Source organism: uncultured Succinivibrio sp., from assembly GCF_902756765.1.
In the GTDB taxonomy this organism is placed as follows: Bacteria; Pseudomonadota; Gammaproteobacteria; order Enterobacterales; family Succinivibrionaceae; genus Succinivibrio.
Map to the genome: position 1 here is coordinate 19,584 of NZ_CACVSS010000016.1, position 16,852 is coordinate 36,435.

At 40.6% G+C, this 16,852-nt stretch carries 15 protein-coding genes; 5 read left to right on the plus strand and 10 right to left on the minus strand.

Annotation, left to right across the window (positions count from 1 at the left end; genetic code table 11):
• Positions 1-15 precede the first annotated feature (15 nt).
• From fliG to QZU45_RS03820, 4 genes are all read right to left on the minus strand, one after another.
• Positions 16-1,008: a flagellar motor switch protein FliG gene (gene fliG, locus QZU45_RS03805; protein WP_363668576.1), complete on the minus strand. Its 993-nt coding sequence runs from the start codon at positions 1,006-1,008 to the stop codon at positions 16-18.
• Between the two features lie 123 nt (positions 1,009-1,131).
• Positions 1,132-2,979, minus strand: a complete 1,848-nt coding sequence (gene fliF, locus QZU45_RS03810) for a flagellar basal-body MS-ring/collar protein FliF (protein WP_295351805.1) — start codon at positions 2,977-2,979, stop codon at positions 1,132-1,134.
• A gap of 27 nt (positions 2,980-3,006) precedes the next feature.
• Positions 3,007-3,432 carry a flagellar hook-basal body complex protein FliE gene (gene fliE, locus QZU45_RS03815; RefSeq protein ID WP_295351808.1) on the minus strand — a complete coding sequence of 142 codons (426 nt, stop codon included), beginning with the start codon at positions 3,430-3,432 and terminating at the stop codon, positions 3,007-3,009.
• A 243-nt stretch (positions 3,433-3,675) separates the two neighbouring features.
• Positions 3,676-4,818 carry an asparaginase gene (locus tag QZU45_RS03820; RefSeq protein WP_295351811.1) on the minus strand — a complete coding sequence of 381 codons (1,143 nt, stop codon included), beginning with the start codon at positions 4,816-4,818 and terminating at the stop codon, positions 3,676-3,678.
• A 486-nt stretch (positions 4,819-5,304) separates the two neighbouring features.
• Here QZU45_RS03820 and QZU45_RS03825 point away from each other — a divergent pair, with 486 nt between their 5' ends.
• Positions 5,305-5,718: a hypothetical protein gene (locus QZU45_RS03825; protein WP_295351814.1), complete on the plus strand. Its 414-nt coding sequence runs from the start codon at positions 5,305-5,307 to the stop codon at positions 5,716-5,718.
• A 168-nt stretch (positions 5,719-5,886) separates the two neighbouring features.
• Here QZU45_RS03825 and rpiA read toward each other — a convergent pair whose 3' ends face one another.
• Together rpiA and tyrS are read right to left on the minus strand one after the other, a co-directional pair.
• Complete coding sequence (rpiA, locus tag QZU45_RS03830) at positions 5,887-6,549, minus strand: ribose-5-phosphate isomerase RpiA (RefSeq protein WP_295351816.1); 663 nt, start codon at positions 6,547-6,549, stop codon at positions 5,887-5,889.
• A gap of 32 nt (positions 6,550-6,581) precedes the next feature.
• Entirely contained in the window at positions 6,582-7,769 is a 1,188-nt protein-coding gene (gene tyrS, locus QZU45_RS03835; RefSeq protein ID WP_295351819.1) for a tyrosine--tRNA ligase, read from the minus strand.
• A 142-nt stretch (positions 7,770-7,911) separates the two neighbouring features.
• Here tyrS and QZU45_RS03840 point away from each other — a divergent pair, with 142 nt between their 5' ends.
• From QZU45_RS03840 to QZU45_RS03850, 3 genes are all read left to right on the plus strand, one after another.
• Entirely contained in the window at positions 7,912-9,042 is a 1,131-nt protein-coding gene (locus QZU45_RS03840) for an anhydro-N-acetylmuramic acid kinase (RefSeq protein WP_295351821.1), read from the plus strand.
• A 9-nt stretch (positions 9,043-9,051) separates the two neighbouring features.
• On the plus strand, positions 9,052-10,191 hold the full coding sequence (locus tag QZU45_RS03845; protein ID WP_295351824.1) for a metallophosphoesterase: 1,140 nt from the start codon (positions 9,052-9,054) through the stop codon (positions 10,189-10,191).
• An 80-nt stretch (positions 10,192-10,271) separates the two neighbouring features.
• Positions 10,272-11,948 carry a glycoside hydrolase family 36 protein gene (locus QZU45_RS03850; RefSeq protein ID WP_295351827.1) on the plus strand — a complete coding sequence of 559 codons (1,677 nt, stop codon included), beginning with the start codon at positions 10,272-10,274 and terminating at the stop codon, positions 11,946-11,948.
• Here the strand turns inward: QZU45_RS03850 and QZU45_RS03855 are convergent.
• The 4 genes from QZU45_RS03855 to QZU45_RS03870 form a co-directional block, all read right to left on the minus strand.
• The gene (locus QZU45_RS03855) at positions 11,935-12,468 is read right to left on the minus strand and encodes a CinA family protein (protein ID WP_083397043.1); all 534 of its coding nucleotides are present in this window, start codon (positions 12,466-12,468) and stop codon (positions 11,935-11,937) included. The genes QZU45_RS03850 and QZU45_RS03855 overlap by 14 nt on opposite strands.
• Before the next feature lie 120 nt (positions 12,469-12,588).
• Positions 12,589-13,305 carry a hypothetical protein gene (locus tag QZU45_RS03860; protein ID WP_295351830.1) on the minus strand — a complete coding sequence of 239 codons (717 nt, stop codon included), beginning with the start codon at positions 13,303-13,305 and terminating at the stop codon, positions 12,589-12,591.
• A gap of 215 nt (positions 13,306-13,520) precedes the next feature.
• Positions 13,521-13,931: a GNAT family N-acetyltransferase gene (locus tag QZU45_RS03865; RefSeq protein ID WP_295351833.1), complete on the minus strand. Its 411-nt coding sequence runs from the start codon at positions 13,929-13,931 to the stop codon at positions 13,521-13,523.
• Positions 13,932-14,136: 205 nt separating this feature from the next.
• Positions 14,137-15,033: a hypothetical protein gene (locus QZU45_RS03870; RefSeq protein WP_295351835.1), complete on the minus strand. Its 897-nt coding sequence runs from the start codon at positions 15,031-15,033 to the stop codon at positions 14,137-14,139.
• Positions 15,034-15,276: 243 nt separating this feature from the next.
• Here QZU45_RS03870 and QZU45_RS03875 point away from each other — a divergent pair, with 243 nt between their 5' ends.
• Positions 15,277-16,692: an MATE family efflux transporter gene (locus QZU45_RS03875; protein WP_295351837.1), complete on the plus strand. Its 1,416-nt coding sequence runs from the start codon at positions 15,277-15,279 to the stop codon at positions 16,690-16,692.
• Positions 16,693-16,852 lie beyond the last annotated feature (160 nt).

The window sequence follows — 16,852 nt, forward strand, 5'->3', positions numbered from 1 at the left end:
AGAACAGCCTTAGTATTAAACAAAGTCACCACCGCCACCACCACGGTTAAGCATAATGGCACCTGAATCGTTAAGTTTTCTTGCAATTGTAAGAATTTCCTTCTGAGCAGCTTCAACATCAGACAGCTTGGTAGGACCCATAGATGCAAGATCTTCCTTCATAGATGCAGCAGCACGAGAAGACATATTCTTGAAGAATTTCTCTTTGAGGCTGTCATCTGCTCCCTTAAGAGCCTTCTGAAGAACATCAGAAGGAACATCACGCAGCAGAGTCTGAATAGAACGGTCGTCCACACCACTGAGGTTTTCGAATACGAACATAAGATCCTGGATCTGACCACCAATTTCCTTGTCCTGAGACTGAATTGCATTCATCAGCTGAGTCTCGGTTGAGCTGTCTAAGTAGTTCATAATATCGGCAGCACTCTTCAGACCACCAATCTTGGCTGTCTGAGAACCAGCGGCACCAGCGAACTGTTTTTCCATAATTTCGTTCAACTCCTGCAGAGCTGCTGGCTGAACCTCTTCTAAGGTTGCAATACGCATGATAAGGTCAAGTCTTACAGTTTCATTAAACTGAGATAGAATTTCTGCAGACTGTTCTGGCTCAAGGTAGGAAAGCACAATAGTCTGAATCTGAGGATGCTCGTTCTGAATAATGGTTGCCACCTGTCTTGCATCCATCCACTTCAGAGAATCCAGACCACGGGAACCGGTTCCAAGAGAAATCTGCTCGATAAGATTGTTTGCCTTCTCTGACCCCAGAGCTGAAACCAGAGCATGGCGAACAAAGTCTGAATTTCCAAGACCAAGATTTGAATGCTTTGTTACTTCCTTGAGGAAAGCCTTGTGAACAGCATTCACCTGATCCTGAGAAAAAGTTGCCATCTCAGACATTCTGATACCAAGCTTCTGAACCTGTTTAGGCTCAAGGTTCTTGAAAATCTGAGCAGCATCCTCCTCTGATAAGGACAGCATCAGAAGAACAGCCTTGTCCATTCCGGACATACCCTCCAATGCCGTTTTTTCGTCATCAGAGAATTCTAATAGAGCATTCTGACCGCCACCGATGGCTGGCATCGCAGCTGGGGCTGGCGCAGCAGGAACTTTTTCATCTGACATAGTACTACCCTAGTTCTTTTCCTTAAAATCAGCGTTAAGCCATTCTTTAACAACTTCCGCTGTCAGCTGAGGTTCATTGGAAGCAAGTGTTCTGACTGCCTTGAGCAGATCAGCTTCTTTATGAAGGTTAGGAAGTTCAATACCGCCTTCGTTATTGATGGTGTATACCTGATCAGCAAGTTCCTTGTTCTTGGCAATCAGGTTGAAATCGTCATAGCCATCAAGTGCAGACTGAGAATCAAGCTCATCCTGCTCTGCCTCTGATGACATATCCTCCTCGTCCTTGTGCAGCAGATTGTTGAGCAGAGGACGTATCACGAAGATAACCACAATCAGCACAACAATTACAGAACCACCTATACGTACAAGTCTGTAGAAGAATTCCTGCTCATACCAAGGTAGAGGTGGTTTTACATCGCCATGAGGGAAGCAGACAGTTTCAACTTTAACAAAGTCACCGCGAGCTTCATTAAGTCCTAAACCACCGCGAACCAGATCTGCTATCTTATCCAGATCCTGCTGAGAGCGAGGTTCATACTTAACCATACCGTCAGCATCCAACAGTCTGTCATAGTCAACAGCGACAGATACTGTCAGTCGAGAGACAATGTTTGATGGACGCACGGTATGTCTTACAGTTGTATCCACCTCATAGTTACGAACAGCCTCACGGCTTTCCTTACGGTTTGAGGTTGAATCTGAGGAGCTACCTGTACCATCCTTTAACTGCTGAGGAATTGCAGCGTTTGCAGGAGGCTGATTGGATAGAGAGCCAGGCACACCATAAGGATTTTTCTTATCCTCATTGCCGGACTGTTCCTTTAAGGTTTCTGAACGTATCGCCTGAGAGTCAGGATTATACAGCTGAGCTGTTTCTTCCTGAACGGTAGTGTCCAGAGTAACGTCAACTTCAGCAGAATAACGGCCAAGACCAAGCATAGGCATCAGAATTGAATCGAGCTTGTCTCGATATTGAGCTTCACGCATAGTTCTCATTTCAAACTCGCGCTGAATCTTGCTCTCTGGAGTATCGCCCTTGACCTCAGCACTTAACTGACGTCCGTTGTGGTCTGTTACAGTAACGTCCTTTGATAACAGATTATGTACAGAGGAAGCTACCAGGAATCTGATTGAGTTTACATTTTCAGGTGACAGATAAGTATTTGGTTTTAAAGTTACAACAACCGCAGCACTTGGTCTGCTCTTCTCTCTGGCAAAAACATTATCCTTTGGAATTGCCAGAAGAACGGTGGCATGAGAAATACCGTCAATTCGTTCAATGGCTCTTGCAAGCTGAACCTCTCGACTATGCTTGATGCGCTCATTTTCCATTCTCTGGGATACACCAAAGCCAGAGTCGGTCATAATAATCTGATCACCCTCATCAGTTGACTCCTGAGGCAGTGCAATTCCTTTACGCAGCATCTGCTCGGTAATCTCACTATACTCGCTGGCATCAACAATGATGGTGTTATTGTTTGACAGCTTATACTTGAAGCCTTCTGTATCCAGAAAATCAAGCACATTTCCAATTTCCGCAGAGGAATACTGACCAAGTTTTCTTTCTGTATCAGGGGCCTTAGTTGAAGTAGAGGTAAAACTGATTACCGCAAAAATAATACCGGCAACAAAAATAACCAGGAAAACGAGGATTACCAGACGGCGAACCATTTCACCATCTTTGAAAAAGCTTTTTATGGCGGAGTGCTTTTCAGGCAGACTAGTATTAACTGCAGTTCCAGTATCGGTGGACTCCAGCTCAGAGGACGAAGCCTCACTTGCGTCTGTTGTGGTAGGCAGATTACTTCCCTCTTGATTACCTGTACCAGGAGCTACCGGGAATCCATTTTCTGACATATTAGTTCCTCATCATCCAAATATGCACTAAATCTGCATCTGAGATATGGTTCTGTACGCTTCAATCATCTTGTTTCTGATCTGAACTGTCGCATCAAAGGACAGACTTGCCTTCTGAGTTGCAAGCATTACATCAGACAGGGTCACTTTTCTATCCCCCAGATCAAAACGTGTCTGTTTATTGGCGGCGTCGTTCTGGAGGGTATTAACATTTTCAAAAGCTTCATGAAGCATATTGGCAAATGCACCAATATTATCTTTTGTCTGAACCGAATCTGTCTTATCCGATCCGTTCTGACCTGGCACCATTACAGGTGCATTCTCAATCTTTTGCTGTAATGTATCTTTTGTGCCAGTTGATGCAACCTGTAGCGAACGCATATTCTGCTGCATTCTCTGAAGCTGATTTAACATTGTTGGATTTGCTACTAATGGATTGATCATTAAACTCATAGTTTCCTCCTGTCAAAAAACTGACAGACACATAACGCTATGAGTATCTAATCAATTAGCGTGCCAACTTTGAAATCAGGCATCTAAACAGAAACTGCTACTAGTTTAATCGTACTTTCTTTTGAATAAATACAAAAAGAAAAAATATCAAAGAGTTGAGTTAAATCGCATAAATAAACACGCACATAGGAAGGCCGGCAGAATAAGCCGGCCTAAAAAGAAACTTATCAGCTCGAAAAAGGATTAGTATTTGTCAAAAATCTTCTGAATTTCAGCCTTCTTTGAAGTCTTGGTTAGAGCAAGTCTCAAAAGAACTGCAGCCTTCTGTGGCTGAAGATCATCACAGCGCAGAACATTGGCAATATCATAGTCGTCACTTGCTGCAACATAGCCTGTTCCTACACGGGTACTGCGGACAACAATCATCTCAGGATGTCTTGCAATTGCTTCTTTCCAGCTTACACTGTACTCACCGCTGCCTGCACCTGCAATAACAATTCCCTTGTACCCCTTCTGTGCATAGTAGTCAATAACTGAACCGTCGGTGTCAACATTGAAATAAAGCACGGCTACCTTTGGTAGAGTCTTCAGATTTGAAACATTGAACTCTGTATTTACAGTGTGCTTCTTCACAGGCTGACTGTAGAACAGAACATTGTCGTCAATTACATAGCCCATGCTCCCATAATCACCGGAGCTGAAAGCATTTACATTGAAGGTGCTGATCTTGCGTACATCACGGGCACCATAGATTCTGTCAGAGATAACAGCCATAACGCCTTTCCCCTTGGCAGCAGGATTTGAAGCCAGAGCAACAGACTGATGCAGATTTAGAGGGCCATCTGCAGAAATTGCGGTTGCCGGTCTCATAGAGCCGGTTACAACCACAGGTTTATCGGTCTTTAAGGCCAGATTCAGGAAGTAGGCGGTTTCATCAAGAGTATCTGTACCGTGAGTAATTACAAAACCTGAAATAGCAGGATCTTTTGCGAGTTTATTTATGCGGTTGGCAATCTGAAGCCAGATTTCAGAGGTGATATCATCTGAGTTGATATTGCAGATCTGCTCACCGTGCACCTTAGCAACATCCTGAAGTTTTGCTGCCTGAGCTAAAGCCTCAACATTCAGCTGACCAGGCTTGTAGTTGGTTGATTTACCCTCTGCGCCTGTACCGGCAATAGTTCCACCGGTTGCAAGAATAGCAACGGTTGGCAGATTCTTTTTAACTTTCTTCTCTGCTACAGGAGTACTTACTACAGCTGATTCAGCTGTGGTTGCAGTCTGAACCTGAGGCTGAGACTGTTCGGTTGTAGCACAGCCTGTTGTAATAGCTAAAGCAAAAGCTATTGGTAGAATAGCTACACCTTGAAATAGATTTTTTTTCATAAATAAACTCCATAGTTTGTAACAAATTTCCATACCTTAACGGTAAAGAACAGGAAAATCCTCTTTGTACAGCACACATCTGATATTTAGAGGATTTACTTTATTGCTAGCTCCGACTGACGATGATATGTGTCTGATTTTATGATGTTATTTAATTAAAACGACCTGATACTGAAAAATCTCCCCCAAAAAGACCAAATTGAACTGATTAGACGCACAAAATCACTCTGCAGGTGCAGGTACCCCATGAAAGAGGCTGTTCTTTTCAAAACAGAAAGACACAAACAGAGAATATTTCTGCAAAAAAAGCAAAGCTTCAATGCTAGTATAAAATTTATATAAATCAGAATTTATGACAATTTTCATAGATTAGAAAATTGAGGTGTTGCTTACATAAACAATAGATCTTTTATAAATATCTGAATACCCTCTGTTAATTTGACCTATATTTAAATATAGCGAACGAATTTTGTCGGAGTTTAATTTATGCTATTGAATATCGCCTATGTTGTAGCAGGAGTCCTGCTGATATTCTTCATCTACAACATGTTTATAAAAAACAAACCAACCTTCCGAAGCTCATGTATGTTTATTGCAGGCATAATGAGTGTTGCAGCCTGTACCTATATTCTTTCAACTAAAATAGATGAAAGACTTAATGATTCTCTGCATCAGGGGCAGCCTCGCTCAGTATCCTGTATGTTCAACAATCCAGAAGTTAATCCAAAGACTTTCTCTGACGATGTTGGCAGGTATGCAGCTTTATGCAAAGTTGACTATGAAAAGAAGTATGGTGATTCAATCAAGATCCTTCCATCGTATGAGTATTCGTTTATAGATTCAGGTGCATATCTTGATGTTACATTCGATGTAATTGAACTGATTAAAGACAATAAATAGTATTTCAATAGACATTCAGAAAAGCTATCACACTACAGTGATAGCTTTTTTTGGCCTTATATTTTTTTAAATTGAAATTATTCTTTTATTTTCATTCATCAGAAATAAAAAAAAGCTTCCACGTTTTATTGTGAAAGCTCTTTTCGAAAACAGTTTAAATTTAAGGTGTTAACCGCGTTTTAAAACCTTAACACCTTCTTCAGTTGCGTAAAGCACAATATCAGCGCCCTTTGAAGCAAACAGTCCTACGGTTACTACACCAGGGATCTGATTAATCTTCTGCTCTAAGGCCAGAGGATCGGTGATATTAAGGCCATGAACATCAAGGATTTCACAGCCGTTATCGGTAATGCAGTCCTTACGAAGAACAGGCTCACCACCTAATGCTCTCAAAGTTCTTGCGACCTGCTCACGGGCCATAGGAATAATCTCTACAGGCAGAGGGAACTTACCTAAGGTCTCAACCAACTTTGACTTATCTACAATACAGATAAACTTCTTAGCCATTGAAGTCAGGATCTTCTCTCTTGTCAGACAGGCACCACCGCCCTTGATCATATTGAAGTTAGGATCAACCTCATCAGCACCGTCGATATAAACCTCATAAGGCTGTGTTTCGTTAGGATCAACAACATTAACGCCAATTGCTTTTAATGCCTCTGTGGTCTTATTTGATGAGCTTACTGCTGCAGAAACAGGAACCTTATTGATTCCGATCTGCTCAATAAACTTCATAACGGTTGAACCACTACCAACACCTAAAACACTTCCTGATGGAATATAATCTAAGGCAGCTTTAGCCACCATTACCTTCAATTCATCCTGTGTCATACAATTATTCCTTAATGTCTGTAAAAAAAACTTTATTCAACAGTAACTTTAGCAAAACGACGCTTGCCAACCTGCCAGATTGCAGTACCCTTCTCTACAGGAGCATTCTTATCTGTAATAACCTTGCCTTCGCACTTAACAGCATTCTGCTTCAGCATACGCATAGCTTCAGAGGTAGACTCACAAAGACCTGCATCCTTTAACAGATTTGGAATAGTCTGTGAATTTACGGTTACTTCCTGAATATCCTCAGGCAGAGCTCCCTTGGCAAACTGAGATTTGAAGCCTTCAACAGCCTCATTTGCAGCTTCCTCACCGTGGTATCTTGCAACAATTTCACGACCAAGTTCAATCTTGGCATCACGTGGATTCTTACCATTATTCAGGCAGTCATCCTTGATGGCCTTAATTTCATCAACTGTCTTGAATGACAGTAAGTCATAGTATGACCACATCAGGTCGTCAGAAATAGACATGATCTTGCCAAACATCTCTTTAGGAGCCTCGGTGACACCAATGTAGTTGTGCTTTGACTTTGACATTTTCACAACACCGTCAAGGCCAACCAGAAGAGGCATCATCAGTACGCACTGAGGTTCCATGCCTGCGTCCTTCTGCAGCTCACGTCCCATCAGCAGATTGAATTTCTGATCGGTACCGCCAAGCTCAACATCTGCCTTAATAGCAACTGAATCATAGCCCTGAAATAATGGATACAGGAACTCATGAATAGAAATAGGCTGTTTTGCAGCAAAACGCTTGGAGAAATCATCACGCTCCAGCATACGGGCAACTGTAAGCTTAGCTGCAAGCTTAATTGTTCCAGCGGCACCAAGTTTCTCACACCACTCGCTGTTATAGCGGATTTCTGTTAAATCTTTATCCAGAATTTTGAATGCCTGCTCTGCATAGGTCTTTGCATTCTCAAGAATCTGCTCACGAGGAAGTTCTGGACGAGTTGCATTTTTACCAGATGGATCACCGATTGCAGCGGTAAAGTCACCAATGATAAGAACAATCTTGTGGCCAAGTTTCTGGAAGGTACGAAGCTTGTTTAGGATAACGGTGTGTCCTAAATGAATATCAGGAGCAGTTGGATCCATACCCAGTTTGATAACTAACTGTTTACCTGACTCCAGTTTCTTTTTAAGTTCATCTAGAGGAATGATTTCCTCGGCACCACGAGTAATTTCACGTAATGCATTTTCGATATCAGACATCGTATAACCTTTTAATTAAAAACGTTGCAAAATTTGCATAAAAAAAAATATAAGTCGCAATATTTTAATATAATTTGATCATGATCTAAACAGAAAAAAGCACAAATAGGCTTAAAAAAAGCTTAATCACAAGGAAATAACAATGACTGAGCTTTATATAGGTTTGATGTCAGGCACAAGTATTGACGGCATTGACGCTGTTCTGGTGGAATTCGACACAAACAAAAGCAGAATCTTGAATAGTACCAGTGTGGATTATGATGAAGATACCCGCAAACTTCTGCACTCTTTATGTTCACCATCAGACGATGAGATTGAAAAGGCAGGAGTAGCCAGAGTAAAAATTGCCGAGTATGAAGCCAAAGCCGTAAACACACTTCTGGATGAGGCAAAAATCAAGCCTGAAGAGGTTAAGGCAATTGGCTCCCACGGGCAGACTGTAAGACATCGACCTTCAAAAGGATTTTCCCTGCAGCTTGATAACGGAGCGCTTCTCTGTGCGCTTACCGGAATTGATACCGTATGCGATTTCCGCTCAGCTGACATTGCTCATGGAGGAAACGGAGCTCCTTTAACACAGGCATTCCACAGTATGCAGTTCAGAGATGATAAAAAGGTATCAATGGTACTGAATCTCGGAGGCATATCCAACCTGACAGTTGTTGATACAGACGGCAGAATCCTTGAAGCGTTTGATACAGGCCCTGCCAACACTTTGATTGACAGTACCTGCAGAACCCTGCTAAATATTCCCTATGACAAAGATGCTAAATTAGCGTTAAAGGGTAAGGTTATACCTGCACTGCTTGAAAAATATATGCAGTCTCCATACCTGAAACTACAACCGCCAAAATCAACCGGACGAGAGGATTTCGGTCTTGATTTTATTAAGGAGGAACTGCTCTTTGCTACACAGGATGAAACTTTCATCAATGATCTGATAGCGACTCTGAGCGAATTCACGGTAATGGTTAATGTAAATGCCATCAGAATGTGTATGTATCGACATAAAATCTCTGACGCACGACTGGTTCTATGTGGAGGCGGAGCCTATAATCCTTATATAAAGACAGGTCTTGAAAAAAATCTTCAGAAAAACAATGTTTCTGTAATGACAGCAGAAGAGCTTAATGTGAATTCAAAGCTCCTAGAAGCTCACGCCTTTGCCTTCTTTGCATACAAGTTTATGCACAGAGAATGCCTCAGGCTTGGTGACTCCACCGGTGCAAGGGAACCGTCAATTCTAGGCTGTCTGTATCCGGCGGTACATTAAGAGAGTGATATGTTAGCGTTTAAGTTATTTCCTTTTATCCAGGCAATTGTAATCATTCTATGCTTTATTCTGCCTCTAAAAAAGGTAAGTCTAAAGTACAGGATTCTGCTTGCTTTAATCTTTGGACTTGGAAGTCTTAAACAATACATCTATATCTTCTCTGGCGGTGATATGATGGATCCAAAGCTCACAAGGTATCCCGCCATCTTCTTTGACACTATCTATTTCAGCTCCATTTTTCTGTTTCTTCTGACTTTGCTCAGAATGCTCATCAACGGACTGTACAAGCTTTCAAGACTGAATTTTTCAAAATTAATTATTCCTGCTCAATCAACAAGATATGCAGCTCTGTTTCTGCTCATAGCCTGCCTCATCGGAGGACGTGCAGTATTCAATGGTTTTGCGCCTCCTGTTGATAAATTCTATGAAATTTCAGTAAAAGATCTTCCTGCAGAAGCAAACGATCTGCGTATTGTTGAACTTGCAGACCTCCATATTTCTGCACCAACCATACCTTCAGAGATTGAAGATATCGTTGCAAGAGTAAACAAGAATGAGCCAGATCTTATTCTGATTGCAGGAGATTTTGTGGATGGTTCAATTGAAGAACTGGATCACATGACAAAAATTCTCTTCAAGCTCAAAGCAAAATACGGAGTATATGCTGTTTCCGGTAATCATGAGCTTTACTCTGGATATAAAGAATGGATTGATTATTTCGAAAAAGGCGGAATAAAGTTTTTGGAAAATGACAGTACCATTATCAGAAACGAAAATGATGTACCTCTTTTAAATCTTTGCGGAGTTATTGATATCTCAGCAAGCCGTTTTCATCTGCCTGCAGCTGATATTGCTAAAGCAACCGCCAATACAGACAGAAAGCTTCCAACAATTTTCATGTCTCACCAGCCAAAGATTGCAAACCAGCTCAAGGAGATATCCGATCTTACCTTCTGCGGACATACCCATGGCGGACTTATGCCTGGTCTAAAACAGATTGTGGCAAAAGTAAACGGAGGTTACGTCAGTGGACTTTACAATACCGGCAGACAGAGAGTAATAGTATCTAACGGCACCAGAATATGGGCAGGAGCTCCTCTAAGACTTCACGACCCATCACAGATTATTTATGTGACACTTAAACAGTAGAGTTCACGCTATCTCACATTTCCTTTGATTTCAGTCACCTATAATTCAAGATAGTGTTGTGCATCTGAGAGGATTGAGAGATGTTGAAGGATTCGTTAGAAGCTGCGCTCGATTCGACACTTAAAGTGTCTGATATTGCCTATGTAAAAAATCAGGCCGATGAATATATATTCAGAAAGGTTGTAACAACCTCCCGCTTTACCTCAGTTCTTATCCTCCTTGATACAAAGTTAAATCCAGACACAGCTTTTTTCGGCGAAGGTTTTCAGATGCTGTCACAGATGACTGGAACCTTTGCAAATCCTGTAAATATCGGAAGATGCATGGACGATTTGTCGCCTTACTCTCACTATCCGGTTGAGGACTATAGAACTGTATACAATATGCTTCTTCTGAAAAAAGAGAGTATGTGGACGCTACTTGGATTTACAAGCTGCAATAAATACACGGGCTTTTTTAGAATCTTTAACGATGGAACACTGCATGTCTGTATGTCTCTGGAAGGACAGCTCTTTAACTCAGGAGACATCATCAATACCGAAACTTTCGTCATAATGGAAGGAACCGACAAACAGCAGCTTTTAGAGAAATTTGCTAAGCTGATTTCCAAACACCACCCTCCTCTGAAAATCAAGGAACGCCCATGCACATGGTGCTCATGGTATGCATACTATGATCATGTCAGAGACTCAGACATCATTGAAAATGCGGATAAATCAGGAGAACTTGATTTTATTGATCACATTCAGATTGATGATGGCTACGAAAGTCACATGGGAGACTGGCTTGAGTACTCAGATAGTTTTTCAAAAGGCCTTGATGACTGCATAGCCAAAATAGCGGAAAAAGGAAAAAGACCTTCCATCTGGGTAGCTCCGTTCATCGTCAGTGGAGAATCGGATATTGTAAAAAATCATTCCGACTGGCTTGCAACCGATATGGACGGAAATCTGATTCCGGCAGGTTATCTTACATATGGAGGATGGCGTGATCTTCCATGGTATGTACTGGATTTTTCAAATGAGGAAGTTGTAAATCATATCCACAATATATTTAATTTCTTTGTCAAAAAACTCAGGATCAGATACTTTAAGTTAGATGCCTGCTACTGGGGAGCAATAAAGGGATACCTGTTCAGAGGAAATATCTCAAGAATAGAAAACTACAGACGAGGAATCAAGGCAATCCTGGATGCAATCGGAGATGATGCGATTCTTTTAGGCTGCAATGCCCCTATCTGGCCTTCACTAGGACTTTTCCATACCATGAGGATCTCAGATGATACAGAGAGGAATCATTACAGAACAGTTCAGAAGGCAAAAGAAACCTTTAACCGACTCTGGATGAACAATCATCTGTGGATAAACGACCCAGATGCCCTCTGCATCAAAGATCTAGATGGACAGCATATTGAAGCAAATGACGTACATCTTCAGATTGCGACCGTACTCATCTGCGGAGGAGTTGTCACCGTCGGTGACAGATTAACAGACTACAGCAAGGAAGATCAAGCTCTTCTCAGGAGAATCAAAGACTATACATATTATGTCAAAGAAGTCACCGCTGATGAGGATTACTCCACATTTACACTTAATCTTAAGAGCAGAAAAGAACGTATAAAAATTTATATCAACTGGACAGAGGCAAATCAGACGATTCTTATAGGACAGAATTCAGTTAACTTTATGAATAACGAACCTCTGTCCTCAGAATATATACTGCCGCCTACAGATACACTCATTGTTATTGAGCATTAAGGATAGACTCAGGATCTTTATTCATGGTTAAGGCTTTCAGACCTTTTAGGGCCATAAGAGTAGTCTGAAGCCTAATCTCTTCTCTATCTCCTTTAAAGTGGAAACAGTGAGCATAGGCTTTTTGCCCTTTTTTCATGAGCCCCATCCAGACTGTACCAACAGGTTTCTGCTCTGAACCGCCATCAGGACCAGCGATACCAGTAACAGATACTCCTATAGTGGCAAGAGATGAATGCTTAAGAGCCCCCTCAACCATCTGAACAGCAGTCTCTTCACTCACAGCACCAACACTTTTAAGAGTATCCTCTTTAACTTCTAAAAGCTCCATCTTTGACTCATTTGAATAGGTTATAAAACCTCTGTCAAACCAGCCTGAGCTACCAGGTATTTCAACAATTGATGCTCCGATAAAACCTGCGGTTAAAGATTCTGCAGTAACGTATATTTCACCATATTCAGCTGATAGGGATTCAAATTCCCTGGCAGTATTAGTGATTTCTTTTAATAAGGATTCTTTCATGATTGCCAATAATCTTGTTAATTAGGTTCTAGAAAAGCACAGAATTGAAGTCATTCTATACGAAAATATTTCTTATATAAATAATCAACGAAAAGAGTTTTCAAAAAGAAGCAGGTGATTCTATCTAGGTCTTCTTAAGCCGGTTTTGGCTCCCATGCCATAAGCTTCACGAGCTTTCATGCTAGCTACATGAGGTGCAGCAGGAGATGACTGAGCAGGAGCGGTCTTAGGCTGTTCAGGAGCAGTCTTTGCTGGAGCCTGTGAGGCTGCAGCCTTAACCTTATCAAGAGATGGAGTCTGATTTTCTGCAGCTTTTGCCTTAGCAGCAATTTCAGCAGCAGCTACCTTAGCAGATAAATTATGAACCTTAGCCAGCATCTCAACTTCGTACTGAGGAAGATTGGTTTTTGCAATAACCTCTTCAATTGACATTCCTTCAGCTAAAAGTCTTTTTGCAAGAATAATTGGCTGATTCTCTACTGAATTATTCTGAATTTCCTTCTTCTGCTGTTCAACCTTTACAGACAGATTATCAAATGAGGTATTGATAACTTTCTGCTTATCAACTAAATCCTGCTGAGACGAGGTTAAATACTGCAGAGACATATCTGAAGCCTTAATCTTTCTTTCCAAAGCTTCAATAGAAGTAGAATATTTTGCAGACTGCTCCTCAAGAGATTTCAGAGCATTATCAACAGATTCTTTTAATAAAAGATTTTCTTTTTCTAGCGCACCGCAACGACGGGAGGTAATTACAAAAGAGATAAGGATAAATAGCAGCAGGACAACAGCTGTACTAATAGCGGCTATAAGAGTTACATCTAAATATGTCTGCATAAAATCTCTGTACGTAATTAATCTTTATCTAACTGTAATATAGCACTTTTTTAAAAATCTCACAAAATTTAAGGAATTTATATTGTGATTTTCGTCTTAACTTGTGCAATATTTTCTGCTTTTTTCGCATATAAATCAGAGGAAACAGGTAAAAAAGACCAGTTAACCACGCAACCGTTGCATGAAAATAACTATGCGTTTCAGAACCAAACTTTTTATATTACAAATACACCTGAAGAAACAAAAGCTGCATTATGTTTTTCAAATCCGATATGAGGATAGTATTCCTCAGACTGTGGAGCTGCCAGAAGAATAATCTTAGCGTTGTTATGGATATTATCTTTTGTTATCTGCAGCAGTTTTTTGCCAATACCTTTTTTCTGATAGTTACCACGTACCGCAAGATCACTTACATAACAGCAGTACGCAAAATCAGTGACGGAACGGGCAATACCAACCAATTCATTTCCATCCCATGCTGTAACGGTAAGCGAGGCTTTTTTTAGCATCTGCTCGATTCTGTCGTAATCATTTAAAGGACGACGGTCCTTAAGCGAGGTCGAGCTTATAAGATCTACATAGGATTCAACACTAATTAGTTTTTTAGTGGTATAGGTCAGTTCCATAAAAACTCCAGTTTGTTAACAACAAATTATTATATGACTCTCGATGTTAGTTTTATTACCAAGGACAATACCAATCAGCGGAACGCACATTTCATCGCAACGGTATTGTTCTCGCAATATCAGAGAATTTCTTTGCGCAAAAGCACCTCTATAGTTAGCTTGGACAAAATCTCTTAAAAAAAAGACTTTCATCCCAAGATGTTTTCTACTCAAAAGCATTATCATACTTATCCTGATTTTGATTTGCAGAATTCTCTTGAATATAGGAAAGATTCTTTAAATACTCGGTATAGGTATAGGATTCAGTCCAGCCTCGGCTTTTGACTAACTGATAGGTCTTTCCGTCTGCCTGTCTTTTGATATCAAGACTTCCCTTCTCCAAAGCAAGCTCAGTTTCAAGCATCTCATCAGAATAATTCAGATAAACCAGCATACCGTTATTGGCTTTTATGCAGTTATCGTATTTTTTTGAAGTTGTTTTTCTGAACCATTCAGACCATTTCAATGGCAGGATATTTTGCTGAAAATTACTGATAAAAGAGGAAACAAATAACTCCTTTTCTTCCTTGTCAGCAAAGCTCACTCTGATTTCTATAATCTCACCAATTTCATTTACATAAAGTTTCATATTACTGACTGAATCTGTTGGATAAACTGACCCTTTTAGGGTATTTATACGGAAACAGTCATCACTGGTCATGGAATTATAAAGAGCTCTTAAATTATCGCTTGAATGCAACTCCGAAGAATATAGATCGTGAGTGCTGCGATCATAAACAACACAGTTTTGTTTTTTATTCTGCAGAAAGTAGTAGGATACAGGAATAAAATCCTTCTTCTCACTGATTAGAGGGATATTTTTGTTTGAAATGACCCTGTTAGCAATTGCTGACTTAGCATCTGTTCCAAGGACAAATCCGAATACAGATATAGAGTCTCCTTCTGTATTCTGCCACTCTGCAGCAACTGATTCGTAGTAACTTTTATTTTCGATCTTCTGGTTGTAAGCAATCCAAATATAAAAAACAAAGACAAGAACCAAAACAGTTAAACAGATATTAACAAATCTTTTTAGTCCGTCGTCTTTGCTTAATCTGCTCATAATTATCTCTTTGCGTTATGCCTGTTCTTTCAATAACACTTATAATATATCAGATCAAAACAGAAGAGCTCCTGCAAGGATGCCATCATAAGAGCAAACATGCTACCTCATTATCAAAAATTTGAGTCATGTAACTTTAATCATATAGAGTAAAATTACACATTTTCGGAGTTTGATTATTTGTCGAAAGGACTTCCAATTTCGACGTCAGGTAATAAAAAGATTATTGAGTAAAAAAAAACAATGGCGAGAGCATTAACATTAACACAGCTTAAGAATAAAAATGATGTAACTCGTACTGAGATCATGCGTATGGTCTGGAATATGAGTATTCCTGCCATTCTCTCTCAGATTACCTTCATTGCCATGCAGTACATCGATGCGGCTATGGTAGGTAGTTTAGGTGCCCAGGCTTCTGCTTCAGTAGGTCTTGTAAGTTCTGCAAGCTGGCTTCTTTTTGGAATTACCATGGCAAGTACCGTGGGATTCTCTATTCTCGTCGGACAGAGACTCGGAGCAGGAGAACTTGATAAAGCCCGTTCACTGATGCACCAGTCCTTTATAGTTAATGTAATTGTTGCTGTAGCTGTTGTATTCTTTGGACTCATGATAAGCAACAGTGTTCCCCTCTGGATGGGAGGAAACGAAAGCATTGCTGGTGATTCTGCCTCCTATTTCATGATCCTGGTATTCAGCATTCCATTTTTTCTGATGAGAGTTCTTTCAAGCTCACTGGTCCAGGCTACAGGAAATATGAAGATACCTAGTGCGGTAAGTGCAGCAACATGTCTTTTGGATATCTTCTGGAATTTCTTTTTTATATTTCCTTCCAGAACATACGATTTATCTTTTATGGAACTATATGTCCCTGGTTTTGGTTTCGGAGTACCAGGAGCAGCATTGGGAACAGTTGTCGCAGAATGTATCACCTCAGTAACCATTGTCTATTATCTTTTGAGAAAGTCTGAACTAAAACTTGTTCCTGGCGAGAAATGGAAATTCTGTGCAGCCGACGTTATAAACGCACTAAAGCTAGGAATTCCGGTTGGAATAGAAAATGGAGTCATGACAGCTGCTATGGTTGCTACTACCAGAATTATAGCTCCATTAGGAAACGTCGCCCTTGCTGCCAATATCTTTGCAATCGAAGCTGAAGGTTTATGTTATATGCCAGGCTATGGAATTGCCTCAGCAATATCCCCTATTATCAGTCAGTGCATTGGAGCCAAAAGATACGATCTTGTAAAAAGATGTTCAAAATACGGAATTATTCTCGGTGCCATGGTAATGGGACTTTGTGGAATAGTAATGTATTTCATCTGTCCTGCAATTTTTATGATATTTACCCCCGATCATGCTGTAAGAGAACTTGGTGTAAAAATTCTTCGAATTGAGATGCTTGCAGAACCAATGTTCGGTGTATCTATTGTTGCAGCTGCAGTCCTGAGAGGTGCAGGTGATACACTGATACCAAGTATTCTTAATGCAATCAGTATCTGGGGGATCAGAATTTCCTTATGTCTGATACTTGTTCCAACTTATGGTCTGACAGGTGCATGGATAGCAATGTGTATTGAATTATGCTGCAGAGGAACGCTGCTCCTTATAAGATACCTATATTCTCCATGGAAAAAACAGGCACAGAAAATCGCAGCCTAACAAATTGACTCTCCCACGACTGAAGTCGATGGGATTCCTGTTTCATAGACCACAGCATAGAGAACTACGTCTTACACGATCTCTTGGAGAATTGCTCCTCCAGCTTTTCAGCACAGGCTTAAATTTCCGTATGCCCTACGGTATTGTCAGTATTTCAGGC

Excerpts from the sequence above, each read along its gene's own strand:
- fliE (WP_295351808.1), bottom strand. The coding sequence starts at position 3,432 with ATGAGTTTAATGATCAATCCATTAGTAGCAAATCCAACAATGTTAAAT.
- QZU45_RS03860 (WP_295351830.1), bottom strand. The coding sequence starts at position 13,305 with ATGCAGACATATTTAGATGTAACTCTTATAGCCGCTATTAGTACAGCT.
- rpiA (WP_295351816.1), bottom strand. The coding sequence starts at position 6,549 with ATGACACAGGATGAATTGAAGGTAATGGTGGCTAAAGCTGCCTTAGAT.
- QZU45_RS03840 (WP_295351821.1), top strand. The coding sequence starts at position 7,912 with ATGACTGAGCTTTATATAGGTTTGATGTCAGGCACAAGTATTGACGGC.
- QZU45_RS03870 (WP_295351835.1), bottom strand. The coding sequence starts at position 15,033 with ATGAGCAGATTAAGCAAAGACGACGGACTAAAAAGATTTGTTAATATC.
- fliG (WP_363668576.1), bottom strand. The coding sequence starts at position 1,008 with ATGTCCGGAATGGACAAGGCTGTTCTTCTGATGCTGTCCTTATCAGAG.
- fliF (WP_295351805.1), bottom strand. The coding sequence starts at position 2,979 with ATGTCAGAAAATGGATTCCCGGTAGCTCCTGGTACAGGTAATCAAGAG.
- QZU45_RS03845 (WP_295351824.1), top strand. The coding sequence starts at position 9,052 with ATGTTAGCGTTTAAGTTATTTCCTTTTATCCAGGCAATTGTAATCATT.
- QZU45_RS03825 (WP_295351814.1), top strand. The coding sequence starts at position 5,305 with ATGCTATTGAATATCGCCTATGTTGTAGCAGGAGTCCTGCTGATATTC.
- tyrS (WP_295351819.1), bottom strand. The coding sequence starts at position 7,769 with ATGTCTGATATCGAAAATGCATTACGTGAAATTACTCGTGGTGCCGAG.
- QZU45_RS03820 (WP_295351811.1), bottom strand. The coding sequence starts at position 4,818 with ATGAAAAAAAATCTATTTCAAGGTGTAGCTATTCTACCAATAGCTTTT.
- QZU45_RS03855 (WP_083397043.1), bottom strand. The coding sequence starts at position 12,468 with ATGAAAGAATCCTTATTAAAAGAAATCACTAATACTGCCAGGGAATTT.
- QZU45_RS03865 (WP_295351833.1), bottom strand. The coding sequence starts at position 13,931 with ATGGAACTGACCTATACCACTAAAAAACTAATTAGTGTTGAATCCTAT.
- QZU45_RS03850 (WP_295351827.1), top strand. The coding sequence starts at position 10,272 with ATGTTGAAGGATTCGTTAGAAGCTGCGCTCGATTCGACACTTAAAGTG.
- QZU45_RS03875 (WP_295351837.1), top strand. The coding sequence starts at position 15,277 with ATGGCGAGAGCATTAACATTAACACAGCTTAAGAATAAAAATGATGTA.